General features: G+C 41.1%; 26 protein-coding genes, 1 other RNA gene, 1 pseudogene, 1 riboswitch and 1 other annotated feature. Of the genes and pseudogenes, 4 read left to right on the forward strand and 24 right to left on the reverse strand.

What is annotated here, in order from left to right:
- Window positions 1–12: 12 nt before the first annotated feature.
- From FC90_RS00390 to FC90_RS00400, 3 genes are all read right to left on the reverse strand, one after another.
- Window positions 13–1908, reverse strand: a complete 1896-nt coding sequence (locus FC90_RS00390; protein WP_057907326.1) for a beta-glucoside-specific PTS transporter subunit IIABC — start codon at window positions 1906–1908, stop codon at window positions 13–15.
- Between the two features lie 170 nt (window positions 1909–2078).
- On the reverse strand, window positions 2079–2918 hold the full coding sequence (locus tag FC90_RS00395) for a PRD domain-containing protein (RefSeq protein ID WP_057907327.1): 840 nt from the start codon (window positions 2916–2918) through the stop codon (window positions 2079–2081).
- 182 nt (window positions 2919–3100) lie between these two features.
- Complete coding sequence (locus FC90_RS00400) at window positions 3101–3634, reverse strand: folate family ECF transporter S component (RefSeq protein ID WP_057907328.1); 534 nt, start codon at window positions 3632–3634, stop codon at window positions 3101–3103.
- A 36-nt stretch (window positions 3635–3670) separates the two neighbouring features.
- Window positions 3671–3768: riboswitch (THF riboswitch) on the reverse strand.
- Window positions 3769–3902: 134 nt separating this feature from the next.
- Here FC90_RS00400 and FC90_RS00405 point away from each other — a divergent pair.
- Complete coding sequence (locus tag FC90_RS00405; RefSeq protein ID WP_057907329.1) at window positions 3903–4877, forward strand: asparaginase; 975 nt, start codon at window positions 3903–3905, stop codon at window positions 4875–4877.
- 537 nt (window positions 4878–5414) lie between these two features.
- Here the strand turns inward: FC90_RS00405 and FC90_RS09610 are convergent.
- The 18 genes and pseudogenes from FC90_RS09610 to rplJ all read right to left on the reverse strand — a co-directional run.
- A pseudogene (locus tag FC90_RS09610) lies at window positions 5415–5522 on the reverse strand (helix-turn-helix domain-containing protein); the annotation flags it as partial.
- A gap of 423 nt (window positions 5523–5945) precedes the next feature.
- Window positions 5946–6692, reverse strand: coding sequence for an acyl-[acyl-carrier-protein] thioesterase (locus tag FC90_RS00410; RefSeq protein ID WP_057907330.1), 747 nt, complete (start codon window positions 6690–6692; stop codon window positions 5946–5948).
- A 10-nt stretch (window positions 6693–6702) separates the two neighbouring features.
- Window positions 6703–7581 (reverse strand): 16S rRNA (cytidine(1402)-2'-O)-methyltransferase, encoded by an 879-nt coding sequence (rsmI, locus tag FC90_RS00415; RefSeq protein WP_057907331.1) that lies wholly within the window; start codon window positions 7579–7581, stop codon window positions 6703–6705.
- A gap of 74 nt (window positions 7582–7655) precedes the next feature.
- Complete coding sequence (locus FC90_RS00420) at window positions 7656–7997, reverse strand: DNA replication initiation control protein YabA (RefSeq protein WP_057907332.1); 342 nt, start codon at window positions 7995–7997, stop codon at window positions 7656–7658.
- Between the two features lie 36 nt (window positions 7998–8033).
- A complete protein-coding gene (gene holB, locus FC90_RS00425) occupies window positions 8034–9020 on the reverse strand; it encodes a DNA polymerase III subunit delta' (RefSeq protein ID WP_057907381.1) in 987 nt (328 codons plus the stop codon).
- Between the two features lie 3 nt (window positions 9021–9023).
- Entirely contained in the window at window positions 9024–9353 is a 330-nt protein-coding gene (locus tag FC90_RS00430; RefSeq protein WP_057907333.1) for a cyclic-di-AMP receptor, read from the reverse strand.
- Window positions 9354–9369: 16 nt separating this feature from the next.
- Window positions 9370–10014 (reverse strand): dTMP kinase, encoded by a 645-nt coding sequence (gene tmk, locus FC90_RS00435; RefSeq protein ID WP_057907334.1) that lies wholly within the window; start codon window positions 10012–10014, stop codon window positions 9370–9372.
- 178 nt (window positions 10015–10192) lie between these two features.
- Window positions 10193–10447, reverse strand: coding sequence for a YaaL family protein (locus FC90_RS00440; protein ID WP_057907335.1), 255 nt, complete (start codon window positions 10445–10447; stop codon window positions 10193–10195).
- Between the two features lie 16 nt (window positions 10448–10463).
- A complete protein-coding gene (recR, locus tag FC90_RS00445) occupies window positions 10464–11060 on the reverse strand; it encodes a recombination mediator RecR (protein ID WP_057907336.1) in 597 nt (198 codons plus the stop codon).
- 24 nt (window positions 11061–11084) lie between these two features.
- Window positions 11085–11393 carry a YbaB/EbfC family nucleoid-associated protein gene (locus FC90_RS00450; RefSeq protein ID WP_057907337.1) on the reverse strand — a complete coding sequence of 103 codons (309 nt, stop codon included), beginning with the start codon at window positions 11391–11393 and terminating at the stop codon, window positions 11085–11087.
- Between the two features lie 28 nt (window positions 11394–11421).
- On the reverse strand, window positions 11422–13137 hold the full coding sequence (gene dnaX / locus FC90_RS00455; RefSeq protein ID WP_057907338.1) for a DNA polymerase III subunit gamma/tau: 1716 nt from the start codon (window positions 13135–13137) through the stop codon (window positions 11422–11424).
- Window positions 13138–13282: 145 nt separating this feature from the next.
- An RNA gene (gene ffs, locus FC90_RS09035) (signal recognition particle sRNA small type) lies at window positions 13283–13379 on the reverse strand.
- A 29-nt stretch (window positions 13380–13408) separates the two neighbouring features.
- Window positions 13409–13873 (reverse strand): tRNA adenosine(34) deaminase TadA, encoded by a 465-nt coding sequence (gene tadA / locus FC90_RS00465; protein ID WP_057907382.1) that lies wholly within the window; start codon window positions 13871–13873, stop codon window positions 13409–13411.
- Between the two features lie 143 nt (window positions 13874–14016).
- Window positions 14017–14361: a hypothetical protein gene (locus tag FC90_RS00470; protein WP_057907340.1), complete on the reverse strand. Its 345-nt coding sequence runs from the start codon at window positions 14359–14361 to the stop codon at window positions 14017–14019.
- Between the two features lie 66 nt (window positions 14362–14427).
- Window positions 14428–15039, reverse strand: coding sequence for a class I SAM-dependent methyltransferase (locus FC90_RS00475; protein ID WP_057907341.1), 612 nt, complete (start codon window positions 15037–15039; stop codon window positions 14428–14430).
- 18 nt (window positions 15040–15057) lie between these two features.
- Window positions 15058–17670 (reverse strand): bifunctional lysylphosphatidylglycerol flippase/synthetase MprF, encoded by a 2613-nt coding sequence (mprF, locus tag FC90_RS00480; protein WP_057907342.1) that lies wholly within the window; start codon window positions 17668–17670, stop codon window positions 15058–15060.
- A 201-nt stretch (window positions 17671–17871) separates the two neighbouring features.
- Window positions 17872–18240 carry a 50S ribosomal protein L7/L12 gene (gene rplL, locus FC90_RS00485; protein ID WP_057907343.1) on the reverse strand — a complete coding sequence of 123 codons (369 nt, stop codon included), beginning with the start codon at window positions 18238–18240 and terminating at the stop codon, window positions 17872–17874.
- 61 nt (window positions 18241–18301) lie between these two features.
- A complete protein-coding gene (rplJ, locus tag FC90_RS00490) occupies window positions 18302–18805 on the reverse strand; it encodes a 50S ribosomal protein L10 (protein WP_057907344.1) in 504 nt (167 codons plus the stop codon).
- A gap of 47 nt (window positions 18806–18852) precedes the next feature.
- Window positions 18853–18970, reverse strand: a sequence feature (ribosomal protein L10 leader region).
- 150 nt (window positions 18971–19120) lie between these two features.
- Between rplJ and FC90_RS00495 the strand changes: the two genes are divergently transcribed.
- The 3 genes from FC90_RS00495 (at window position 19121) to ade (ending at window position 23618) form a co-directional block, all read left to right on the forward strand.
- A complete protein-coding gene (locus FC90_RS00495; RefSeq protein ID WP_057907345.1) occupies window positions 19121–20305 on the forward strand; it encodes an acetate/propionate family kinase in 1185 nt (394 codons plus the stop codon).
- 199 nt (window positions 20306–20504) lie between these two features.
- Complete coding sequence (locus FC90_RS00500; RefSeq protein ID WP_083481972.1) at window positions 20505–21863, forward strand: NCS2 family permease; 1359 nt, start codon at window positions 20505–20507, stop codon at window positions 21861–21863.
- A gap of 12 nt (window positions 21864–21875) precedes the next feature.
- Window positions 21876–23618 (forward strand): adenine deaminase, encoded by a 1743-nt coding sequence (gene ade, locus FC90_RS00505; protein WP_057907346.1) that lies wholly within the window; start codon window positions 21876–21878, stop codon window positions 23616–23618.
- Between the two features lie 50 nt (window positions 23619–23668).
- On the opposite strand, the gene rplA is transcribed toward ade, so the two are convergent.
- The 3 genes from rplA to FC90_RS00520 form a co-directional block, all read right to left on the reverse strand.
- Window positions 23669–24358 carry a 50S ribosomal protein L1 gene (gene rplA / locus FC90_RS00510; protein ID WP_057907347.1) on the reverse strand — a complete coding sequence of 230 codons (690 nt, stop codon included), beginning with the start codon at window positions 24356–24358 and terminating at the stop codon, window positions 23669–23671.
- Between the two features lie 98 nt (window positions 24359–24456).
- Window positions 24457–24882, reverse strand: a complete 426-nt coding sequence (rplK, locus tag FC90_RS00515; protein ID WP_057907348.1) for a 50S ribosomal protein L11 — start codon at window positions 24880–24882, stop codon at window positions 24457–24459.
- A gap of 124 nt (window positions 24883–25006) precedes the next feature.
- Window positions 25007–25870: an alpha/beta hydrolase gene (locus tag FC90_RS00520; RefSeq protein ID WP_057907349.1), complete on the reverse strand. Its 864-nt coding sequence runs from the start codon at window positions 25868–25870 to the stop codon at window positions 25007–25009.
- Between the last annotated feature and the right edge of the window lie 71 nt (window positions 25871–25941).

Consider the following 25941-nt stretch of genomic DNA (forward strand, 5'->3'; position numbering starts at 1 on the left):
TGCCATCTCCTTTTATTTAATACCTACTAATAGTTGTTCTTTTGGAAAAATAATACCCGTTTCATTCATTGGTAGTACGTCTAAAAAGCTAGTTGTATTCGTAATAATAACCATTACCGTTGGATCATATCCCGCTTTTTTAATCTGTTCAAAATCAACTGACATAATCGGCTGGCCAACTTCAACATGCTCATTCACCACTATTTTAGGCGTAAAATATTGACCCTTTAATTCAACTGTATCAATTCCAATATGGATTAAAAGTTCAGTTCCGTCATCACCTAAGATTCCAATTGCATGTTTAGAATCGGGTAATATCATAATTTTCCCTGAAATTGGTGCAACAATTTCGTCTGATTCTGGCACAATTGCAATTCCTTTTCCCATAATTTCCTGAGCAAAGGTTGGATCATTCACATTTGCCAATAGTTCAACTTCGCCTTTAACTGGTGCGTAAATTGAATGTTCAATTGCTTTTTCATTATTTACTTGCACCTTACCTACTGGTTCTGCCGATTCTTCTATTGATTCACTAATGCCAAATACAATCGTCAATACAAATGCAAGTACAAAGCTTAATCCAATTGCTAACACTAGATAAATTAAATTCATTGGATGTGTTTGACTAATAAAAGCAGGTAACGCGGTTAAACCAGTCAAACCAGTCATCGCAAACGCTTTGACTACAAAAAATCCTGAAATTCCGCCGGCAATCCCACCAGATATCAAAGCTGCATAAAACGGTTTTTTAAATTTCAAATTAATCCCATACATTGCTGGTTCAGTAACCCCTAATAACGCAGATATCCCCGCTGATATAGCCAACTGCTTAGTCGCTTTATTCTTCGTGCGAACAGCAACACCAAATACTGAGCCAGCTTGTGCCATATTGGTCACAAAATTAATTGGCATAACCGTTGTGTCGTAACCCGTAACACTAAAATTGTTCATGACAATCGGCACAAAAGCATAGTGCATCCCGGTCATCACGATTAATGGGAAAGATGCTCCTAATACAACACCGGCTAATGGTCCCGCGTGCACAAAGAGCCAAGAAATCCCATCCGCAACAATATTTCCTGCATACGTGCCTAGAGGCCCAAGGACAATTAATGTTACTGGAACAACTATAAAAAGAGTCACCATCGGCGTAAACATCATCGTGAGTGTACTTGGTATCCATTTTTTCACCCATTTAAGCACATACGCTAAAAACCAGGTCGCTAAAATAATCGGAATAACCGATGATGTATAACTAATAAACGGGATTGCCAGCAGCCCAAAGAGTTTAATGAAAGCAGGACCGCCTTTGGCTATATTGGCTACCCCAGTAATCATTGTCGGGTAGAGCATAATACCCGCGATACATAGTGCTAAGTATTCACTCGTTTTAAATTTTTTTGCCGCTGAAACAGCAACGAAAAATGGCAGAAAATAAAAGACACAATCAGAAATCATAAAAATTGCTTGATACAAACCACTTTTATCCGATAGCCAGCCTAAAGCGTCGACCAATGCTAGAATTCCCTTAATTAGTCCCGTCCCCGCCAACGCTGGTAGAATCGGTGTAAAAATTCCTGAAATAACATCCATTAATTTGGATATGATTCCTTCTTTTGCAACACCAGTTTGCTGATCATCAGAACGATTAGCAGCGCCTCCTAGTTTCTTTTCAACCGCTTCAAAAACATCGTCAACAGTATTTCCAATAATCACTTGAAATTGGTCCCCCGCAAATTGGGCACCCATAACACCTTTAATTTGTTTAATTGTATCAATGTTGACTAAATTTTTATCCTGTAAATTAAATCGTAATCTAGTCACACAGTGCCACGCATTTGTAACATTACTTTTACCGCCAATATTTTTAAGAACCTGGTCTGCAATTAATTCATTCTTATTTACCATTTATTATCCCTCCTCAATTTTCAACACATATTCAGGTTTCCCTAGTATTTGGCCAGAATCCTAGGAATAAAAATACCCAAATACTTTTCAAAATTTATAATGATTTTCATTACTAATTTTGAAAAATATTTGGGTAATGCCTGATCGAGTCAGTTACAATCCTAAATTTTCTATTCTCTTGTTAATCGCCAGATGTGCAACGTTAAGTACATCATTTCATTATGCGAAATATCCCAATTTCTAGATTTTTTTAAATATAATTGAATTTTTTTAGCTGCTTGGTAGGCACGTGGATATTTTTCTTTTATAACAGTACTAATCATCGGATCCAAATCAGATCCACCAAGATCGTTATTTAATTGGCGAATCATAAAATAGCGTAAATGCGTTAAAAATCTTGCGTAGTTCATCGAATTAACAGCCAATTTCTTTTGAAAGTGATAACTAATAATTTCTAAAACTTGATTAATCATTGCGGTCAATTCAATGGTATCCTCAATTTGCGTTTCTTTATTCTGTGCATTTACATAATGATAGGTAAAAAAAGTTAATTCACTTTGTGGTAATGCAACCTTTATCCGTTGTTCAATAAATTTCAGTGACATTTCTGCAGCTTGATATTCCTTAGGATAAAGATTTTGGACCTCCCAACGAAACTCATTGGGATAATCATTTCCATTTTGAGTTCGCTCTAAAGCAAAACTTAGATGGTCAGCAAGTGCCAAATAGTTATAATTACTAAACCTGATACCTAAAAACGCTGCAACCTGGTCACTCACTTCACTTGCCAATTGAAATATGTTTCCATCAATCTGACCAACCATGTTTGCAATGGCCTGATGATTGCCAAATTCTTCCAAAGCCTTAAATCGTCGATCAATTTCAGTTTGATCAAGCAAATCATTGGTTTTTTTACCAAACCCAATGCCCTTTCCAAGAAGTATCCATTCGACATTATTTTCATCTTTTGCTAACGCAACATTATTGTTAATTTTCTTGATGAAATACATCCTATGTCCTCCTCATAAAAAAATACCTACTGATAACTGGCATATATGTCAGTTATCAGTAGGTAATGCCTGATCGAATCAGTAACAATCCTTAATTGATATAATCATCGTACCACTTACAGAAAGCGCTGTCAATATCTAGTTTTAAAAAAGGCTAAAAGTCATCTTTTAGCCTTTTCTATTTATATTATTCTATTTTTTAATCTAATAATTGGTTCAAAGTGCATTACAATGTATAAAATAACAGGATGCACGACCAACGTTGCGGCTTCACCAATCGCTCGTGCGGTAAAGTGAAAGCCAAATGGTGTATGACTTATAATTGAAACCCACCATGAATTTAAACCGAGATTGACAACTAAAATAACCGTTGTAACCGCGGCAAGCACTCGCCACCAAGTAATTTTTTCGTGATAGAAATAGAGACCGTAAATAAAGGCCCCTAAGAACGCCGATAATGTAAAGCCAGGAAAGTATCCGCCTGGCACACCAATCATCAAACTGTTGATTAAATCACCAATCACAGCTGCAAGTCCTGCCCAAAATGGACCAAACCACCAGCCCATTAAGGCAGTCACGATGAAGCCAAAACTAATTCTGAAAATCGTGAGTGAAATTGCAAACCGTGCAATCACCAATTGTAAAGCAATTAAAACAGCTAGTAAAACTACGCGTCTGGTGTCTAGCTTTACACCAAGCATCTGATCTCTCATCATAAAAGCATCTCCCTTTGGAGCTGCCACAAATAACACTGCGGCGAATGCGGTACTGAAATCGCAAGCATTGCTGCTTTTCGTCTGGCGTTCACATTCCGTTCCACCAGCACTTAACGCTTCAGTCCTACTCCGAATTTTTAGAACCCCCTAAATATAGCATCACCATCATTTAATTACAAGCAATTGATTTTTTCTCAGCAACTCGCCACTAAAATTTGCTATAATAACTCATAAGTAATGCGGAATTAAAGAAAGGTGCTCGTACAATATGAAAAAAATTTTAGTCCTCCATACAGGCGGTACAATCGCAATGTCTGCGGATGAAGATGGGGCAGTTGCTCCCACAGATAAAAATCCAATGACCGGTTTTGAAAAACTGTTCGATCATCAATTAATCATCGAAAGTGAAGAATTCGCAAACTTACCTTCACCGCACATCACCCCTGCTGTCATGCTCAAGCTCAAAAATCGGGTTCAACAAGCTGAAGAAGCCGGGATTGACGGCGTAGTAGTAACCCACGGAACCGATACGCTCGAAGAAACAGCCTACTTTTTAGACCTCACTCTTCCAAATAGCATCCCGGTCATCGTCACTGGTGCAATGCGCTCATCCAACGAAATCGGAGCGGATGGCTTGCACAATTTAATCAGTGCTGTCTGGACGGCTGCTTCTGATGATGCCCGTGACAAAGGCGTATTGGTTGTGATGAACGATGAAATTCATACCGCACGCTATGTCACCAAGACACACACCACGAATGTTGCAACCTTCAGAACGCCAACGTTTGGCCCAATTGGCTTGGTCAGCAAGCATAGTGCGAATTTCTTTCAAGAATTAATTCGTTCTGAAATCTGTAACATCAATTCATTAGTTGAACCTGTTTATCTTTTGAAGGCATACGCCGGCATGGATGGCACATTATTCGAAGCCATTGATCAACCAACTACAAAAGGATTAGTCATCGAAGCTTTAGGTGCGGGTAACTTACCACCAGCAACGCTACCCGCGCTCCACGCCTTGTTGAAGCGCAATATTCCCATTGTTCTAGTCTCACGTTGTTTTAACGGCATCGCCGAAGACGTCTATGATTATGAAGGCGGTGGGATTAAACTTAAACAGATGGGCATTACTTTCTGTCAAGGCTTAAACGGTCCAAAAGCCCGTTTAAAACTACAGGTGGGGCTAAGCGCTGGTAAAACCGGCACAGAATTAAGCGATTTTGTAAGTAATGCAACATCATAGAAACATCTAACTTTACTCAGGCAGCTAATGCGACCAAATTAACCTACCAAGTCCCAAAAAAGAGCAATAACATTGTACTAGGGCCTATCAAGCTGACGGATGAAATAATATAAAATTTAATATATTTCTAAATGGCTTTATCTCAGTATTCATCTGGGGTAAGGCCATTTCTTTGTATTGAACGATTGCCCATAATTAAAGTACTCGATGTCTTCTTCAACTAATCTTACAAATTCTTGATAGGTCTTTGGCATTAGCTGACGTGCTTATCCAACGGTTCTTAAATTACTCCATCAGAGCGTTATCGTATGGTATTGCTGGTCGTGACAAACTTCTAACCACTTCATCCTGATCAAAGTAACGACTAAATGTCCTTCTGAGCCACGGTCGGTATGTACCATATGAAAATTCTGTCGAGTCGGCCAACCACACTTTATTAGGTCTATCTACCTTAAAGTTCTGGAAAAAAGATTATCTTGAAGAACTTGCTCTGACCGGCTTCTTTGATTGCATGATATGCCAACCGTCTTTGTATATTCACCCCTTGCGATAACCACAATTATCAATTAGTGCTTCATAACCACCTTGTTGCGCTTTGAAAATCCATGAACGGATTTGTTGATAAGAAACACCGAAATATTCTGCTACCTGATTATATACCTACACTTATGTTTAGTAACGTACTCGTTGATTGAAACTCGTTCTTCAAAAATAGTTTTACAAACCTATATTGGGAACCAGCCTTGGGGACGGCAACGCCGTCTCGGTTTTATCCTCATTATGCTTGGAAACTCAATCTAACGAGCATAATCCAAATTTAAGTGCTTCTTTTAAACCATCAATACTATCACGGTCATATCGATTTAACTAGCGGGTAAGCACGCTACTGTTAATCTTGTGTTTTCGCGCAAATATTCCTTTCGATATACCGGATTCTCTGAATTCTCCGATAAATATTAATTTTTCTAATGCTGAATACTTAGCTCTGGCATACAAAAATTCCTCCATAATCATCTGATGATCATGGAGGAATTATTACATTGCAATATTGCATGTTGGTACCCTTTTTTATCTAGCTACCCAGGTAATCTCTGCTTCAGCAGCACTTAAGTCATTAACCGCTACTTTATGACGCGTTGTCACTAGATCACCCACAACAAGTTGTTCAACCATACTTTGGGTCATTTGCCCGTACTGAATTTCATGTCCGTAACGAATATTAACGCTCGCTACCCGATGACTCATCAAAAAATCATAATTTAAAGCGTCGAGCATCCATTCAAAATAGTGAACATTATTTACATGCTGATTGCCATCGATATCAAAATAGCGTACACGGTATTCTTTGGTCGTCGCTTGTTCGGGATTAATCTTTTTAATCCGGGGAAATCGCTTGCTACTTTTAATCTCTGTCGATTCAAATGGCACCATAATTTCTGGTACGACTGGTACCATCCGCCGCGTTACATAGGACATCATCACGAAGATACTCTGAACAAAAACACATTCATTACCAGCCGCGTCATACAACCAAAAGTTTCGATAACAAAAATACTTGTTGTAACTTTCAGCTTCGGTTACTATTTTCACTTTTTCGTCGACCTTCGGCATCCGAGTAATCTTTATCTGATACTGGGTTACCACCCAGCCAAGTTCTAAAGCTTGCATGGTTGCTTCACCAACATTAAGTGCCTCCAATTGATGTTCGGATGCTAATATTAAAATATTCACCAATGATGCCAGTGTTAACTCACCTTTAATATCCGTTTCGAAATACGGAATTTGATAATCTTCTGAAAATTGCTTGCCTGACATTAAGAACCCTCTATTCTGTTAATTCGTGATAGGCGTTATATACCACTTGTTTTTTTAAACCATTTGCTTTAGCAACCGTCTTAATCGCCACGTTAGGGTTAGCCCCTTGTTGAATCTGGGCCTCGACTTGTTCTGGTAAGGGCAATGCTGCGACGGTCTTTTCACTAATTTTCATAATCGGTGTTGGATTACCCGCGACAATTATGACAAATTCACCACGGAGCTCCGTAGCACTCGTCCAAGCTAATACTTCTTTTAAACTCCCACGAATAAATTCTTCAAACTTCTTCGTCAGTTCACGCCCCAACGTTACTTGTCGCTCAGGCCCAAAAGCAGTCATCAGTACTTGGAGTGTCTTTTTCAATCGGTGGGGCGCTTCATAGAAGATAATAGTCTCTGGTTTTTGAGCAAGTAGCGTAACAGATTCGTTCAGTTCCTTCCCTTTCCGTGGTAAAAAGCCATAGAAGGTGAATGGCTGCGGCGTAATTCCCGAAGCAATTAATGCCGTTATCCCAGCGTTAGCGCCAGGTAATGGGACAACCGCAATATCAGCTATGATACATGCTTTGACTAATTCGTGGCCTGGATCACTGATTGATGGCATTCCTGCATCACTAACCTGCGCAATATCGTCACCTGCTTCTAATTTCTCAATCAACGTTTCAATCCGTTGCTGTGTATTATGTTCATGAAAACTAATTTGTTTAGTTTCAATTTCAAAATGGTTCAGCAATTTTTGCGTATTACGCGTATCTTCAGCAGCAATGAGTGCCACAGACTTTAACGTATCAATCGCCCGGTAAGTCATATCTCCTAAATTACCGATCGGCGTTGGAACTAAAAACAAAGTCCCTTTGCCCGTCGTTTTAAAACTTGATTGTGTTTGCATATTCTATCCTTTCAAGATACCTCGACAACGACATAAAGACAGACCAAAAGTTAATATCCCTTTCGCCCTGTCTTTTAATCATTTGTTCGTTCGCCATAAATAACATCATTACAAAATGCACACGGCTCATTATTTTCACGTCTTGACCCATAGAAGTAAGGACAAATATGGAAGCCTTCCTCATACAGATTCTGTAAATTTTGTTTTGATTTAGAAAGCGCTTGAGCCCCCGCTTTAGGCGTTGTTGGTTGTCCTAATTCTTGTAAGTGTTCCCGCAAGTGTTTATTTTCAATCTTCAATTCAGCGTTTTTTTCAAGGACTGCGGCAAGGACTGCTTTCATTTCACTAAGCCCCTCAAACGTTAATTTAGCTTGCTGTTCAATATTTGATAACTGCTCATATAAGTCTTTACTCAACGTTGATATCCTCCCGATCCACTGGTTGTACGTTTTCTATGCAATTAACTTTAACGTTAAACTCTCCAAGACGTTTTGACAACTAATATTTTGCTCAAGAATCTGTTGAGCTTGTATCGCGTATTCTGCTTGCATCAATAATTGAGTGGTCGTTAACGTGGTACTGGCTTGAATTAGTTGGTTTTCATATGCCCCAAAACATAATCCAGTCTCTAACTGATAGCGACAACTTAATAAGTCTTGATACCATAAACCTACCAAGGTGAGGAATATCTTTTGTTGTTGTCGACTGCCTAATAACGGTAGTATTTGCGTTTGAATCTGCACAAACGCCTCTAAATCATGTTGTTCTACTTTTTGGGCCCATGCCGCTAGCTTCGTACTAACTTGCATTAACCAATCATCGGCCAACAATGCTTGAGCCACAGTTAAGTCACTCGTTAAATGAGCCAACAATTGTGCTTGTTGTGGTAAAATTCCTGCCGTTTCAAATTGTTGTTGAACTATCTGCGGTACTAATGGGACTAAATCGATTACTTGTAATCGCGACAAAATCGTCGGTAGTATTTGGTTTTTATTACTGGTACATAAAATCGCATAAACATTTTGTGCTGGTTCTTCTAAAAATTTCAATAAACTATTAGCAGCACTAGCCGTTAATCTGTCAGCATCCTCGATAATAAATAAACGTTGACTCGATTCCATTCCACTTTTAGCCACTTCTTGTTTTAGATAACGAATATCTGCAATCTTAATACTCTTGCCTTCCGGCTTAATTTCAATCACATCCGGATGATTATGGGTCAATATCCGCTGACATTCTGGGCAAGTCTGACAAGGTTGACCATCAGTGGTCACCTGTTGGCAAAAAAGGCGTAATGCAATCCAATGTGCCAGTTGGCGCTTACCCAGTCCTTGCGCCCCAGCAAGTAGGTACCCATGTGCCATCTGTCCACGAGCAATAATCTGAGCAAACTGCATGATTAATTTTGGTTGAAGTTGCTCAATTGTTAAATTAGTCATCACTTAGAAACGATGGAACTGTTCAATCGGCATGACAAAAACAGTTGCCCCGCCAACTTGCACTTCAATCGGATAAGCCATCGAACTATCCATTGTAGCATCCATGTTAACCGGAGGAGTCATGAATTGTTCGCGTGCTTGACACGTTTCTTCAATAATCTTAAGTGCTTCAGGCACCCGCTCATCTTCGATCCCCACGATAAAGGTTGTATTACCCGATTTCAAGAAGCCTCCAGTCGATGACAACTTGGTTGCGCGGATGTTGGCATCGATCAATTCGCTACTTAAAACGTTGCTATCTTTATCTTGAACAATTGCTAAAAGTAATTTCATCTCAATCTCCTCTTTTCTATACTATGAATAAATCTGGATAGCGTTGTTCAATCACTTGCCGACACTGATCAACAACAGTCGTTAAATCTTGAGTCGCATCAATCGTTTGAATTCGCTTGGGATTATCCTGTGCAAGTTGTAAATAAGCTTGACGCACTTTTTTATGAAAAATAAGTTTTTCTTGATCAAGGCGATCGTATTGATTCTGTCGATTTCGTTTAATCCGCTGCAAACCGACTTCAGATGGCACATCGAGGTACAACGTTAAATCAGGGGTTAACCCGTTAGTGGCAAACAAATTCATCTGTGCAACCGCGTCTTCCCCAATCCCACGGCCAGCACCTTGATAAGCGATTGAACTATCCACAAACCGATCACAAATCACAATTTTGTTGTCAGCCAAAGCCGGTGCAATCTTTTCAACAATGTGTTGTCGCCGAGCTGCAGCGTATAGCAGTGCTTCGGTGCGATTATCCATCGCTATATTTTCAACATCTAAAATGACATTGCGAATTTTTTCGGCAATCGGATTACCGCCTGGTTCACGCGTAACAATGATGTCTTGGTTGCACTTGGCTTTCAGCAGCGGTATAACCGCCATCAACGCACTTGTTTTCCCAGCGCCATCCGGTCCTTCAAACGTAATCAACTTTCCTACCACAAAACAACCTTCTTCATCCATTAAGAGTTACTATCATTTTACTTGATTGAACAAACAACGTAAAGAGAAGAGTGTAATTGAGGCTATATCAACCATGATTAATCGATTCTAAAAAAGGCGCGCGTCAAAATCACTTTCGGCGGCACCTTAGCGCGGCACCACGCTACTTGCGTAATACCTATCGAAATACATTTCGCATGGCAGCTTCTTTAGAAACTGCTTCGCCGGCAACTTTGCGTTGACGTGCTTGCCGAAATAAAAATTCAAATTTAGCTTGTTGAATCTTACTTTCCATCTCTAATTGAGCATCGAGACCACGAACGTTTTCTTGCGTCTTTTGGGCCATTTGCCACTTATCCTTTACTTGATAAATCAAATCCAATAAGGCTTGATCGCCTAACTGTTTTAATGTTGGCTTTCGTTTTCCAAACATCGCAAACCCACCATTCTTAAATTTCTTGACGCCCTTCAACTGCTTTTAACAGCGTCATTTCATCAGCATATTCAATATCACTTCCGACTGACAAGCCATGTGCCAAACGGGTTACTTTAATCCCGGCTGGTTTAATCAATCGTGAAATATACATCGCCGTTGCTTCGCCTTCTGGAGTCGCATTGGTAGCGATAATCACTTCTTTAGCTGGTGTCTTTTGTAGCCGTTTAATCAAGTTGGCGATATTGATATCATCAGGACCTTTACCTTCGATTGGTGATAACACGCCATGTAAGACATGGTAGAGCCCATGATAGTCGTTCATTCGTTCTAACGACATCACATCTTTAGGTTGTTCAACTACTAAAATCATATCTTGACTTCGAGTAGTATCACGACAAATCTCGCACGGATCTTCTTCCGTAATATTGCCACAGACACTGCAGTAATGCAGATCACGATGCGCTGAAATTAAATTCTTAGCAAAACTAGTCACGTCATCTTCATTCATATCAATCGTGTAAAAAGCTAATCGTGTGGCGGTCTTGTTCCCAATCCCGGGTAACTTCATGTAGCTTTCGATTAACTTTGCAATTGGTTCTGGATATTGCATCAATGCACTTCCTTAATGTCTCACTTAAAATGGGAGGCCTTTAGTAAATTTACCCATCTGGGCTTGTGTTTGTTGATCAATTTCGCTCATGGCTTCGTTAGTCGCCATGATAATTAAATCTTGCAACATATCTACATCATCGGGATCGATTGCTTCCGGCTTGATGGCAATGTCTTTCATTTTCTTGTCACCGGTCATGGTAACCACAACTAAGTCATTAGCTGCTTTTCCTACAAATTCTGTGTTATTAAGTATTTCTTGAGTCTGTCCCATTTCCGTTTGCATCTTTTGCATTTGCTTCATCATACCTTGCATATTACCCATTCCACGCATCTTCATTACTTCCTTTCAAATTTAAAGATTAATCTTTTTCTACCACCACCGCGTCACCAAACAACGCTTGTGCTTGTTCAATAACGGCCGGTTTTTGTTCTGGTTTAGGGGTTCCCGTTGCTTGGTCAGTTGTTTCATGTTGAACTGGCACTGCGTGATTCTGTAAATATTCTTGACGAATCTCTGGCCAAGCATCATGTGGGACTAAGACGACCTTGAATGGGTTGCCCGTTAAACGATTCAACCCATCTTCTAAAATACGTAATAAATCTTGATCATTGTTCGCCCGTTCAAATAAAATCGCGTAGTTAAACGCCACAACAACCCCGCTTTCACTAGCCGCAACCGGTTCGGAAACCTTCATTATGGCCCGTTTAGTAACATCTAGCATATTCAATAAATCCGGCCAAACTTCCTTGAGCTTCTCCAAATTCGCCCGAGTCGCCTCCGCCAGCACCGGATAAATCGCTTTCCGGTTGACCTTTTTACTAATCTGTTTGGCTGCTTTCGCCTTTGGTTTGGCTGCTGGTACCTTAACAGGCCCGTCCACTTCTATTTTTTGCAATGCTGCTTGCAATTGGGCCACTTGCTGACTCAATGCCGCAACTTGTTCGTTATCAGCAGTTGGGGTCGCAACCGTAGCGGAGGCCACTTGTGCTATCTGCGATTGTGTTAGGCGCACTGTTGCGACTTCCAAATAAATTTCTGGATGATTGGTGAAACGCAATTGTTGTTGTGTTTCGTTCAAAATATCAATCACCCCGTATAACCGCTCAGCAGGCATCGCTGCACTGAGCGCTTTGAAGTGTTCATCCAATAAATCCATTTCGCTTGCCGCTACTAATTCGGGTGCTTGTTGATATAACAGTAAGTCGCGCACATATTCAATTAAATCTTCCACAAACCGTTGGACATCTTTACCTTCAGCCAAAATCTGTTGTAACAATTGCAACGCTTGTTTAGGCGCATTATCCTGAATCGTTTGGACGTAATCAGCCAGCAACGCTTCGGTTAAACTCCCCGTCACATCCAACGCGTTGTCTAGCGTGACGTGATTGTCGCTAAAAGATAATACCTGATCGAGGATACTCAAAGCATCCCGCATCCCACCTTCAGCAGCTTTGGCAATCACCTTCAGTGCTGCTGGATCATAAGTCATTTCCTTTTGATCCAAAATATAGGCCATGCGCTTAAATAAATCAGCGGCGGTAATCCGCTTAAAGTTAAACCGCTGCGTCCGTGAAATGATTGTGGCTGGTACCTTGTGGACTTCTGTTGTCGCAAGGATGAACACCACATTGGTTGGTGGTTCTTCTAACGTCTTTAGCAATGCATTGAACGCACCAGTGGATAGCATGTGGACTTCATCGATGATATAAATTTTGTAATCAGCTTGGGTCGGCGCATATTTCGCCTTGTCCCGAATATCACGAATCTCTTCGACCCCATTATTAGACGCTGCATCAATTTCAATGACATCATTGAGGGCCCCAGCCGTTATCGCTCGACATGTCTCACACTCATTACATGGCTCACCATCTTGTTGATAATGGCAATTAATCGCCTTAGCAAAAATCTTGGCCGCTGAGGTTTTTCCCGTCCCACGTGGGCCTGTAAATAAATAAGCATGACTTGTTTGGTGTGTCATAATGGCATTTTTCAATGTTTGCGTCATTGTTTCTTGCCCAATGATGTCATCGAAACGTTGCGGGCGCCAAACCCGGTATAAAGCTTGATAGCTCATTTAATGCCCTCCACCTTTACAATTTAAAGTCCGATCCATTTAAAACTACTTGCCTCATTTTAGCATATTTTACCGTCATTTTTAGGGCAGAAGCGTTAAAAAAGACCCAACCGACTAAATTAATTGTCCGTTGGGTCTGGTTAATTTTCACAAAACTTAAGACACATGATAAAACAAACTTAGTGCTGCTTTCTTCCGAACCTGACACGATTCGTAGGCTCATCATTGTCTCAAGGCCTTTCGGCAATTCCTATTCTACCTGATTCAAGCACTAATTACCAGCCATTTTCTTTTTTTTTCGTCGATTTATCCGAATTTTCTTAAAAAAAGTCTGTAACAAGCTAGCACACTCCGCTTCACGTACACCACCAACTACCGTTGCTTGGTGGTTAAACCGAGTGTCAGTCAATAAATTCATCAACGTCCCCGTTACACCTGCCTTTGGATCGCTGGCCCCAAAATATACATGCGGAATTCGACTATTAATAATTGCGCCCGCACACATGGGACATGGCTCTAATGTAACGTAAATCGTAGTATCTTCTAAACGCCAACTTTTTTCGTTCATGCAAGCCTCTTGAATTGCCAAGATTTCAGCATGTAAAGTTGCGTCTTGGGCATGTTCGCGAATATTGTGCCCACGTCCAATAATTTGTCCATCTTTGACGATTACCGCACCAATCGGGACCTCACCGATGATTCGAGCTTGATTGGCTTCATCAATGGCTGCTTGCATCCACCGATCTATTTCCGGTTGTACTTCACTCACGCGTTAATCGCCCCTTTATTTTACTTATCAATCATTAAACCATAGTCGTGCTAGTTGAGCAATCAAAAAAGGTATCGACTAATTGTCGATACCAGAACGAACTGTTCTTATTATAGTCGTTCTTTCACTTTAGTAGCATAAGCCATTAATGTTTGCCGTAAATCATCCATCATCTCTGGCAGATTGTCCGTGTGTGCACCAAGCTTATCTTTGAGGTGATTTAACTGATCAGCAGTACTTAATAAATTATTCACATCTGTATCAGATAGTTGGTCGACCAATTCTAGCGCCTTTTGATTGCCATGTAATTTATCTTTCACAAAACTTTTAACTGCCAAACGTTTTCGATAACGTGAGACCTTGTCGATAATCGCCTTAGAACCAACAAAAGCCGTTGTTGCACCAATTGCGGTGGTCAAGCCAACACCGATTAAAATTTTATATCTGGTTTTCATCGTATCAACCTCCTTGTACTTTAAACGCATTTTAGCATAATCGCCATCATTTTACCGGTTTCAGCCTTAAATCGATTCTAATTTAATGCTCTGGAGAACATAATATCCCTTATCCTTATGAATAATCTGCACATTGCCGAAAATCTGCATCATCGTTTTCTTAGCAGAGGGTGCACCTTGCTTTTTTTGAATAACAACGTTCAACTCACCATCTGGCAATAAATAATCGTAAGCACCAGTTAAAATATTTTGCACCACGTCTTTCCCAGCTCTAATGGGTGGATTGGTAAAAATCGCTGCATACTGCTCAGTCACATTTTGATATTCGGCGGACTCAAATACGGCGACGTTAGTAATTTGATTTAAAGTGCTGTTTTCCCGTGCTAAATTAAGCGCCCGTTCATTGACATCAACCATATCGATCCGACGTTCTGGTGCAAGCTTAGCAATCGTCAGTCCGATTGGCCCGTAGCCACAGCCCATATCCAGAACAGCCCCCCCTGGCGCCTCAGATAAATCAACTGTTGCCAACAATGCGCGTGATCCATAATCAACCGTTCGCTTTGAAAAGACCCCATTGTCCGTGATGAACCTAAATTGGAATCCACGTAACTCAAACGTCCACTGCCGCTGATCGTGTTCAACATCTGGATTTTTGGAATAGTAATACTCTGTCATAATATACCTCATTTATGTTTAATTGTCTGAAAATTTCCCGATTTGAACTGACTTCATCAACCGTCCCAACCAGCCACCTGGACGCGGTTGTTCCGTAACTCGCTGATTAACAACCAACAACACTTGCACCATTGTAAAGATTAACGACGCCCGCTTTTGATACGCGATGTACTTCGAATGCCATTCAGTTGTATATTTCTTTTTATATGTGCGTAACCCTTGAAATCCGTAAAAATGATAGCCGTATTCATAGATTAAATGCGCAATTCGCTCTTCAATAAAACTAAATTCAGAAGTGCCAACGTTTGCCAAGGGAGCCATCCCAAGATTGAAGTACGTATACCCTTCCATCCGTTTTTGTTCAAACAAATTAATAAAGATCTCATCCATTATACCAGATGGTGCATTTTTTCGGTGACGCATTAAATCAATGCTCGTGACTTCTTTGGTCCCAGTTGGCATCTCGTTAGCAAACGCAATCAGCTGATGATCAACATTATACACGACCGCCATCGGGGCTTTTTGTAAGTATGTTTCATCAAAAAAGCCTAGTGAAAAGCCCTTTTCAATCCGACTACCCAACCAATCATCAGAAACTACTTTAAGATCTGCCATTAATTCAGGACTAAACGGTGGGTTGAGAATTTCAAATTGATACGCTTCACGTTGAAACTTATTCAACAAGGCGCGCTCGGCTCGACGTTTCTTGCCAGTCATCGTAAAATCTGCCAAGCGAACATATCCCTCTTCACCAAATTTGATGAAATCAAACCCAATTTCATGTAATTGCATCGTTAATTCACTTGAAATCTCATAAAATGCTAAGTGACAATTCATTAAATCTGCTTCGTGCATCATCTGTTCAATTGCTGGCAAAACTTTTTCGAGATTACCAACCGGTTCACCCATTACAATCAAGCAATCAGCTTTTTTGCGATAAAGTACAAAGACTTGGTCTTGCCCATCTTCTTGATAGAAGTAAATCGATTTATCACGCAAATAGGCTAGATGACTAACCTCGTTTCCACCAAAAGTTGCAATCACCTTGGCAATCCGGTCTTCATCATATGGAGCTGCGATTGAATGTCCCCCGCGACTAAGGTAGTGAAAGACAAAATATAACGTGCCAGCGGCAATCAGCATACCAACAAAGCCAGCAAACCAAACTTTTTCAGACGGAAATAATAAAGCAGTCGGTACCGGTCGACGATGGTGTAAATGTGGTGAATTTGTAATCCCGACAAACGCATACAATAAGAAAATTCCGGCAAAGAGTGCTCCATCAATAATTCGGGCTCCCCATGAAAACTCAATCCGTTCTCGATATAATTCTCGTTTTAATAAACAACTAGCTCCTAACACAAACATCAAGAAAATGGCCAGTTTAATCGAAAAATCACGCCATAATGTATTGGCAATTGCTAGTACTAACAGTAGCAGCAGTGGCCAGAAAACTTTTTGTACCCGATTAGCTACCCCGCGCGCTAAGGCTAACATTAAAAATGCCACAACGATATTGGTCACACGATCCAAAAAGAAGAACGTGTATGGATATAGTTGTCCAATCACTGTATTGGTAACTGCAAAATTCGGCACAGTCGCTACTAATAATAAAACGACACTTGAAATATAGAGAAATAAAACGATAAAATGATGTGCTATTTTTTGAATAATTTGCTGTGGTAAGCCTTGTAAATAATGATTTAAATGACTCCCCGCACCATGTATAAATAAACCGACGCCGACTAAAAATGGCACAATGTAGTAAAAAATCCGATAAAACGATAGCCAAACAACAGCATCCGCATTCCGCACACCGATTGCTCCCAGGCCCAAAATCATGAATAAATCAAACGTTCCGATGCCGCCAGGGACCATTGACACCACTCCAATAATATTAGCAATCATAAAAAGCGGTAAGATTTGTAGCAGGTTGCCCTTAATTTCCAAAAAAGACCCAATAATTAAGAAGAAACTTCCGGCAAACCCCCATTCTAAGAAGGAACCTAATGTTAAGCGTAAAATCCGTTGTAGCGAAAGATCTTTAAAAAAAGTTGCATGCTTAAAACGCGTACTGATCATTAATCCAGGAAAATATAAAGCGCCGCCCACTAACCATAACCAGTAATTACCGTACGTCGTCCCAATACTGAAGCCAAAAATTAAGATCACACTGATTAGGCACCAGATTGATAGACCCGCTAATAAGAATAACGCAATCTTAGAAATTGCAACTAGAATTGCTTTTTGGGAAGCCTTTTTCCCATAAAAATTGGCGCGTAAACTAGCCCCTAAGAAGCCACCAAAGCCTGCAATATTAGTAAAAGTATTCACAATCCAACCCGATTTCACTTTATACCAAAAAGCATATTTCTCTGGTAACAACGTCGCAATTACGAAATCGTAATTAAGCATCGGTAAAACGGCGATAAACCCCATCACAAGCATTGCCAATAGAGTGCCCGGACTCTGTGTTGTTAGACTGGCTTTTAATTGTGCCTCATTGAGGTCACGGAAAATCCGTCCTACCTCAAGGATGACAAAGACCATCACGGAAAGCATGAAAATCCCTTTTAATAAGGTTAGGTGTCGCTGAATTTCCGTATAGAGATGCTTGGCCTTTTTTTGCATATCATCGATAGCTCCTTAAATGAATTACTCTAATTATAAGCCATCTAACACTAAAACACAGTAAGATGACAAATATGTTAGTTGTTTATTTAATTTGTGACTAGCGATGATGACTACCTTTCAACAAAGCTGCTGGATTGCAACATCAAGTACAAAAAAAGAACCCCACATTTTGCGGGGTTCTTTTAGAAATTAAGGTAATTATTTCAAGTTAACGACAGCGCCAACTTCTTCTAATTTAGCTTTCATTTCTTCTGCTTCATCTTTAGCAACGTCTTCTTTAAGAGCTGAAGGTGCGTTATCAACTAAGCCCTTAGCATCTTTCAAGCCTAAGCCTGTGATTTCACGAACGGCTTTGATAACTTTAACCTTTTCTTGGCCAATTTCTGATAATTCAACAGTAAAGCTGTCTTTTTCAGCTGGTGCATCTGCACCGGCTGCGCCTGCTGCTGCTACTGGAGCTGCTGCAGAAACACCGAATTCTTCTTCGATTGCTTTAACTAAATCGTTTAATTCTAAGATTGATGATTCTTTTAATTGATCAACAATTGCATTTACGTCTAATGCCATTTTTATTTCCTCCATTTTTTAAATCATTATTTGATAACACGTTTAACCATACAACTGCAAATTATGCAGCTGGTTCGTCTTTACTGTCGGCAACTGCTTTAACAGCATATGCGACATTGCGGACTGGTGCTTGTAATACAGAAAGTAACATTGATAATAAACCATCGTGACTTGGTAAGGTTGCCAAGGCATTGATTTCATCAAGTGTTGCGATTTTACCTTCGATCATGCCGCCTTTAATTTCAAGTGCTTCTGCACCCTTAGCAAAATTAGCAATAATCTTAGCTGGTGCAACAACATCTTCTTTAGAAAATGCAATGGCAGTAGGGCCTGTAAATGTATCATCCAAACCTTCATAACCAGCTTTGTCTGCTGCACGACGTAAGTAAGTGTTTTTAATAACTTCCATTTGTACGCCAGCATCACGTAATTGTTTTCGTAATTCAGTTACTTGTTCTACTGTTAAGCCACGGTAATCCATAACGACGATAGAAACAGCACTATTGAATTTTTCAACAACTGTGTCAACAATTTGTGCTTTTTTTGCAATCATTGTTTCGCTCAATTGATTCACCTCCATTAGATTTGTAAAACTTGTGGTCAAGAGTTTCTTATAAAAAATAAAAAACTCCATGTCCACCAAGACATAGAGAGGGATTTCAACGTATCTTCCTCGGCAGGATATTAAGCCTATTGGCACCTGAGTCTTCGGTAGCATAAATAACCAACTACAAATATAGCATGTAATCCATAAAGCGTCAATCATTATTGCTACTTAATTTTAGTTATCCTAGCATTACGTTTTACTTATTTTATTTTTCTGAAAAGACAGTTTAAAATTGAGGTGATCAAGAAAATTAATCGTAAGAGGTGTAGTTTTTTGAATAATATTTTAGTCGTTAACGCGGGTAGTTCATCATTGAAATGGCAACTATTCCAACAATCTGATTTAACCTTACTGGCAAGCGGACTTATGGAACGTATGAACACACCAGAAGCTAGCTTCACATTCAAGTACCAAGGTCAAAAAAAGCAGATCACGATTGCCAATCTTTCCTACGAAGATGGCGTCCTTCGTCTTTTGAAACAACTTGAAGACAATGGCATCATTAATTCACCCGCAGACATTATTGCAGTCGGCCACCGGGTCGTTGCCGGCGCCACCACGTTCGAAAAGCCAACCATTATTGATCACACCAATCTAGACACTTTAAAACAGCTCGATAAATATGCTCCATTACACAATCCTGTGCAAGTTGACTGCATCGAAACATTGATGCGTATTTTACCAACTAGCGTCCCACAAGTGGCCGTTTTCGATAGCCAATTTTATCTCGATATGCCCGATGCAACAAGTTTTTACGGTTTACCGTATGCATACAGTCGCGATTACCAAATTCGTAAATACGGCGAACACGGGATTAGTCACAGTTATATTTTACAAGCAACCGCTGCCTTTTTAAATCAGCCCGTTACCGATTTAAAATTAATTACACTTCATCTGGGCGGTGGTTCTTCAATTACTGCTAGCCAAAATGGCAAGCCAGTCGATACATCAATGGGCTTCACCCCGCTAGAAGGGGTTCCGATGGGAACTCGGGCTGGCTCATTAGATGCAGCCATCGTCCCATTTTTAATGAACGAACTCGATAAAAGTGCTGATGAAGTCATCACGCTTTTGAACACGCAATCCGGGATTCTCGGCGTTTCAGGTATTTCTGCTGATATGCGTGATATTCAAGCGGCACGCCACACAAATCCGCGGGCTAAACTTGCATATGATATATTCATCACCGCTGCCGTGAAGTTCATTGCAAGCTACCACGTTGAACTCGATGGCGCGAACGTCATCACCTTCACAGCCGGTATCGGTGAAAACGACGCCCGCTTGCGTGCTGATATTTGCGCCAAACTTGCTGTTTTAGGCGTTCAAATCGATCCTGAACTAAACGAAAATGGCACTGGTGCGCGCCAAATCAGTACGCCAAACTCAGCCATTAAAGTCTTGATGATTCCAACCAATGAAGAATTAGCAATTGCTAATCAAGTTTTAGCAACCATTTAACTGAACAATGGATTATGAACGAGTCATTAGCATTTATTATGCTAATGGCTCTTTTTTGATCTAAAAAACACCTTTCATCACCAAATAACGAACGATATTCCAAAAATATTAATTATTTTTCTTATTTACCTTAAATACACGATTGTTTTGTTGTATAATGTTGCCAAGGTTCATAAAAATACTAATTTAGAGGTGCATAATGGACAAGGATATTGATATTGTAACAGAAATACGAACGAACTGGTTCGAACGTCAATTTAAAATTAAGGAAAGTGGGTCGACCATTAAAACCGAAATTATCGCCGGAATTACGACTTTCATTGCGATGTCATACATTTTATTCGTCAACCCAACTATTTTAGGCGATGCCGGTCTAGACAAAGGTGCTGTCTTCGTTGCCACCGCATTAACCGGGGTAGTTGGTTGTTTAGCGATGGCCTTCATCGCCAACTACCCAATCGCCGTGGCCCCTGGACTCGGCAGCAACGCTTTCTTCGCCTACTCGGTTATTTTAGGTATGGGGATTCCTTGGCAAACTGCGCTTGCCGGCGTCTTCGTCGCTTCATTACTCTTCATGCTCGTCACAGTCTTAAGGGTCCGCGAAGTCGTGATCAACGCCATTCCCGCTAACTTAAAAGCCGCAATGGCGGTCGGCATCGGCTTATTTATCGCCTTTACTGGTTTGAAACAAGGCGGAATCGTGGTCGGCAGTGCTAAATCATTTGTAACTATTACAAGCTGGTCAGATCCCCACGTTTGGTTAACGGTGTTCGGTTTAATCGTGACCGTTGCTCTATTAGCTCGCAAAGTCCCCGGTGCTTTATTTATCGGTTTGGCGGCCACCGCCATCATGGGGGTCATTACTGGTTTAATCGCAATGCCTCATAGCATCATCGCATCAATTCCGAGTTTAACACCCACTTTGGGTGTCTCAATTGTGAACATCCACAACGTCTTTAACGTCCAAATGGCAGTCGTTATTCTCGTTTTTTTCTTCAGCGTTTTCTTCGATACAACTGGGACGGTTATTGGACTCGCCCAACAAGCTGGTTTCATCAAAGACAACAAGATGCCCAAAGAAGTCGGCAAAGCCCTGTTCGCCGATTCAACTTCAATGATCGCCGGCGCCGTTTTCGGTTCAACACCGACTGCATGTTATATTGAATCATCAACTGGAATTGCTGCTGGTGGCCGGACAGGTTTCACAGCCGTTGTCGTGGCCATTATGTTCGTCTTAAGCTTATTCTTCTCTCCTTTATTAGCCGTTGTTACCTCACAAGTGACGGCACCGATTTTAATCATCGTCGGCTCATTCATGATGAAGTCAATTGCCAACATTGACTGGTCAGAATTTGAAACATCTTTTGCCGCCTTCATGATTATTCTGTGCGTCCCACTCACCTACAACATTTCGTACGGTTTAGCATTTGGTCTCATCACCTACCCAATCACAATGATTGCGGCCGGCAAAGGTAAAAAAGTGCATCCGATTATGTACGTTGCTGCCCTCTTATTCTTATTATTACTCTTCACAATGCATGAATTACCTGCTAAATAAAGGAGCTTCCTCATGGATAAAACAACTTTAAAACAACTCATTGATCAAGCGGCCGGCCGCCAAGCCGCCGATATGGTCATTAAAAACGCTAAAATCGTTGATGTCTATAATGGACGCATCATCGAAGGCGCACTTGCCATCGGTAATGGTCGTTTTCTCGGTATCAGTAACGATTACCTTGCACCAGAAGTTATCGATGCCCGCGGCCAATACATCGTGCCGGGTCTCATTGACCCCCACATTCACATTGAATCGGCCAATGTCTCACCCGCGGTCTTCGGATCACTCGTAATCCCTCATGGCACAACGACCATTTTGGCCGACCCCCACGAAATCGTCAATGTTGCTGGCATGCGCGGTCTTGAATATATGATTGCTTCTGCTAAAAACACAGCGCTCGATATCCAATATACGATGCCTTCTTGTGTCCCAGCCGCTAACCCGACACTTGAAACTTCCGGTGCCGTGATTACCGCTGATGACATTCAACAATCTTATGATCAAGGATTGACTTACGGACTCGCTGAATTTATGAACTATCCAGGCGTTGTCAACGCTGACGATGGCGTTTTAAACGAATTACTCGTTTCCATCAATGCGCATAAATTAATTGATGGTCATTCACCCGCATTGAAAGCGCAAGGTCTGAACGCCTATGCGGCTGCAGGGATTCGTAACGACCACGAGTGTACACAAGTTGATGAACTACTCGACCGTATCAGTCGCGGTATGTATGTTTACCTCCGTTATGGCACCGTTTCGAAGAACATGCCAACGCTTTTAAAAGGCGTGACCCCGCAAAACGCTCGTTTCTGTTGCCTCTGTGGGGATGACTTGCAATCCGTTACCCTCCGCGAAATCGGTCATCTTGACGAAAGTATCCGTGTCGCTGTCGCAAACGGCATTGATCCCATCATAGCAATCCAAATGGCAACCATCAACACCGCTCAATGTACTGGCTTAGCCGATCGTGGCGGGATTGCTCCCGGTTTGAAGGCTGACTTCTTATTGGTTGATGATCTCGAACACTTCAGCGTCAACCAAACCTTCATCGATGGTCAAAAAGTTGCCGCCAACGGTGAATCCTTATTAACAACCGAAGATTCAGTCGCTGGTTTTAACGATTTATTGCAAACCGTCCACCTTGATACCTTCTCAGCTGATCAATTAAAACTCAATTTAACTAGTGACAAGGCCCACGTGATCGGATTACAAAGTATCAGCCGGACTCAAAATCTTGTCTTACCGGTTACTCACAATGCCGACGGTGACTTTCAATACAACCCTGACGAAGATATTGCTAAAGTGGCGGTCATTGAACGCCATCATCTCACCGGCAACGTCGGCGTTGGCCTGCTCAACGGCTTTGGCATCAAAAACGGGGCAATTGCCACTAGCATCGGTCACGATAGCCATAACCTCGTAGTGGTCGGTACTAACGACGCTGACATGGTTGTTGCCATCGAAGCGCTCAAAGAATGCCAAGGAGGTGGCGTCGCCGTCAAAGATGGTCAAGTCATCGCGACACTCCCATTTGTCATCGGCGGCTTAATGAGTGACGAACCAATCGATACCTTAATTAAACATCAAAAGGCCTTCAATGCTGTTTGTCACTCCGAATTAAATATCACTGCCCACTTCGACCCCATTATGAAGCTTGGCGCAATGCCCCTTGACGTGATCCCCAATTTACGAATTACCGATAAAGGATTAGTTGATGTGACACAATTTAAAATCATTGATATCAATGCCTAATCACAAAAAGAGCGCTCATCCTTTCGGATGAGCGCTCTTTTATTACCAACTTAGAAGCTAGCAACGTCAACTTTAACACCAGGGCCAAATGTTGAGCTAACTGATAAACTTGTAATGTATTGACCTTTAGCTGAAGCAGGACGTGCTTTGATGATCACATCTTGCATCGCTTTAAAGTTTTCTACCAATTTAGCAGCATCGAATGATACCTTACCGATTGGGGCGTGAACGATACCAGCTTTATCAACACGGTATGCCACTTGACCAGCTTTAATGTCGTTAACTGCTTTAGTAACATCCATTGTAACTGTCCCAGTCTTAGGATTAGGCATTAAACCTTTAGGTCCTAAGACACGGCCTAAACGACCAACTTGAGCCATCATTGGTGGTGTTGCAACAGCAACATCAAAATCTAACCAGCCGTCTTGAATTTTTTCAACTAAATCTTCTGCACCGACAACGTCAGCACCAGCAGCTTCAGCTTGTTTTGCTTGTTCGCCTTGAGCGAAAACAATCACGCGTTGTGTCTTACCTGTACCATTTGGTAGTACGACAGCCCCACGAATTTGTTGATCCGCTTGTTTAGGATCAACGTTTAAACGATATGCCACTTCAAGAGATGCATCGAATTTTGCAAAATCAATTTTCTTTACTAAGTCGATTGCTTCTTCAACAGTATATGCTTTAGCAGCATCAACTTGCTTTGCAGCTTCTAAATAATTTTTACCTTTTTTAGCCATTAGGGTTTTCCTCCTTGCAATTGTGGTGAACGGTTTTTGACCTCCCACTTGATTTTTCAACTTTCATTGAAAATCCGACTGAAAGTGTCAAGCATGAATTAACCTTCGACAGTGAAGCCCATGCTTCTTGCAGTACCTTCAACCATGCGCATAGCAGCTTCAACGTCTGCAGCGTTTAGGTCTTGCATTTTAGTTTCAGCGATTTCTTGCACTTGTGCTTTAGTTACCGTAGCAACTTTCTTAGTGTTTGGTTCGCCAGAACCTTTTTCAACACCGGCAGCTTTCTTTAAAAGAACTGCTGCTGGTGGTGTTTTCGTTACAAAGTCGAATGAACGATCTTCATAAACAGTGATCACAACTGGAATTAATAAGCCAGCTTGATCAGCTGTACGAGCGTTAAAGTCCTTTGTAAAGCCCATAATGTTGATACCAGCTTGACCTAAAGCTGGACCTACTGGTGGTGCTGGAGTTGCTTTACCTGCAGGGATTTGAAGTTTAACGATATTTGCTACTTTTTTAGCCACGAAACATACCTCCTTAAGTCCGTGATGTGGTTAAGATGGCCATTATATTTGGTCTCCCACTAGTGTATGAAAACATACTCATATAATATACCAAGCAATGCTTAAAAAAGCAAGGTACGTTCAATTAATCACGCCATAAAAAATCGTCAATGGCTTGATCGACCAATCGATTTTCATGTAACATACTGTGCGCACCACCGGGACCGCGCACGAGCATCTCTTGATAATTACGCACCCGCGCTTTTAATAGACTTCGTAACGCAAAACTACTGTCAACTGCTACCGACCCATCATGACGGTTAGTGTTCAATAACTCGCCAGCGATGTTCAAGATGCTGATGGCTACTGGAAAGCAAGCTATCCGTGTGGCCAAATAATTATAGTTACGCGTCCGTTTAATAGGTCCCTGCGTCGTCAATTCGCTCAAAAAAACACGTGCGGTATCTGGGCCTATCGACGGATCATTCACTGGCGCGGCTAATAAAATCACTTTATCAACTAATCCCTGCTCCGGGGTCAATAAGTACCGCAACACCGCAATCGCCCCCATCGAATGTCCCACCAAATTGATGCCATTTACCCCATAGTTCTTGTTTAGCATTCGAATAATAGCTGCTAACCAGCGTACCTGGTCTTGTACATCGGCGTGATTATTAGCAAACAAAACTTGAATTGTCGGATTATTGGCTCGTAAAATATGATCCCCAGTAACCCGTAACTTACCATCCTTAGCAACCCGAATAATCATACTTTTCTTAGCAATACCCTGTTTTTGCAGCCGCCAGAGTAAATGCCCAAACGAATAACAATTACCTCGATAACCATGGATAAATAACGTCGGTCGTTTTGTATACCGTCGGGCCTGCGCTCGCCAATACGCTGAGACATGCAGCAACTTATAGAAATCTAAACCGATAGTTAATGCAAGCAGTAAGACCACTAATCCATCTATCATTAATATCTGATCAAGAATATACCACATCGTCATCACATCATTCTTATAAAATAGAAACTGATTAGCTTAACTAAAAAAGCGACTAGACCTATTGTTTATGTCTC

This window comes from Latilactobacillus graminis DSM 20719, from assembly GCF_001436415.1.
Lineage (GTDB): Bacteria > Bacillota > Bacilli > Lactobacillales > Lactobacillaceae > Latilactobacillus > Latilactobacillus graminis.

Bases quoted from the DNA above. Each gene is read 5' to 3' on its own strand.
- FC90_RS00390 (WP_057907326.1), bottom strand. From the start codon at position 1,908: ATGGTAAATAAGAATGAATTAATTGCAGACCAGGTTCTTAAAAATATT.
- FC90_RS00395 (WP_057907327.1), bottom strand. From the start codon at position 2,918: ATGTATTTCATCAAGAAAATTAACAATAATGTTGCGTTAGCAAAAGAT.
- FC90_RS00400 (WP_057907328.1), bottom strand. From the start codon at position 3,634: ATGATGAGAGATCAGATGCTTGGTGTAAAGCTAGACACCAGACGCGTA.
- FC90_RS00405 (WP_057907329.1), top strand. From the start codon at position 3,903: ATGAAAAAAATTTTAGTCCTCCATACAGGCGGTACAATCGCAATGTCT.
- FC90_RS00410 (WP_057907330.1), bottom strand. From the start codon at position 6,692: ATGTCAGGCAAGCAATTTTCAGAAGATTATCAAATTCCGTATTTCGAA.
- rsmI (WP_057907331.1), bottom strand. From the start codon at position 7,581: ATGCAAACACAATCAAGTTTTAAAACGACGGGCAAAGGGACTTTGTTT.
- holB (WP_057907381.1), bottom strand. From the start codon at position 9,020: ATGACTAATTTAACAATTGAGCAACTTCAACCAAAATTAATCATGCAG.
- FC90_RS00430 (WP_057907333.1), bottom strand. From the start codon at position 9,353: ATGAAATTACTTTTAGCAATTGTTCAAGATAAAGATAGCAACGTTTTA.
- FC90_RS00440 (WP_057907335.1), bottom strand. From the start codon at position 10,447: ATGTTTGGAAAACGAAAGCCAACATTAAAACAGTTAGGCGATCAAGCC.
- recR (WP_057907336.1), bottom strand. From the start codon at position 11,060: ATGCAATATCCAGAACCAATTGCAAAGTTAATCGAAAGCTACATGAAG.
- FC90_RS00450 (WP_057907337.1), bottom strand. From the start codon at position 11,393: ATGCGTGGAATGGGTAATATGCAAGGTATGATGAAGCAAATGCAAAAG.
- dnaX (WP_057907338.1), bottom strand. From the start codon at position 13,137: ATGAGCTATCAAGCTTTATACCGGGTTTGGCGCCCGCAACGTTTCGAT.
- tadA (WP_057907382.1), bottom strand. From the start codon at position 13,873: ATGCAAGCAGCCATTGATGAAGCCAATCAAGCTCGAATCATCGGTGAG.
- FC90_RS00470 (WP_057907340.1), bottom strand. From the start codon at position 14,361: ATGAAAACCAGATATAAAATTTTAATCGGTGTTGGCTTGACCACCGCA.
- FC90_RS00475 (WP_057907341.1), bottom strand. From the start codon at position 15,039: ATGACAGAGTATTACTATTCCAAAAATCCAGATGTTGAACACGATCAG.
- mprF (WP_057907342.1), bottom strand. From the start codon at position 17,670: ATGCAAAAAAAGGCCAAGCATCTCTATACGGAAATTCAGCGACACCTA.
- rplL (WP_057907343.1), bottom strand. From the start codon at position 18,240: ATGGCATTAGACGTAAATGCAATTGTTGATCAATTAAAAGAATCATCA.
- FC90_RS00500 (WP_083481972.1), top strand. From the start codon at position 20,505: ATGGACAAGGATATTGATATTGTAACAGAAATACGAACGAACTGGTTC.
- ade (WP_057907346.1), top strand. From the start codon at position 21,876: ATGGATAAAACAACTTTAAAACAACTCATTGATCAAGCGGCCGGCCGC.
- rplA (WP_057907347.1), bottom strand. From the start codon at position 24,358: ATGGCTAAAAAAGGTAAAAATTATTTAGAAGCTGCAAAGCAAGTTGAT.
- FC90_RS00520 (WP_057907349.1), bottom strand. From the start codon at position 25,870: ATGACGATGTGGTATATTCTTGATCAGATATTAATGATAGATGGATTA.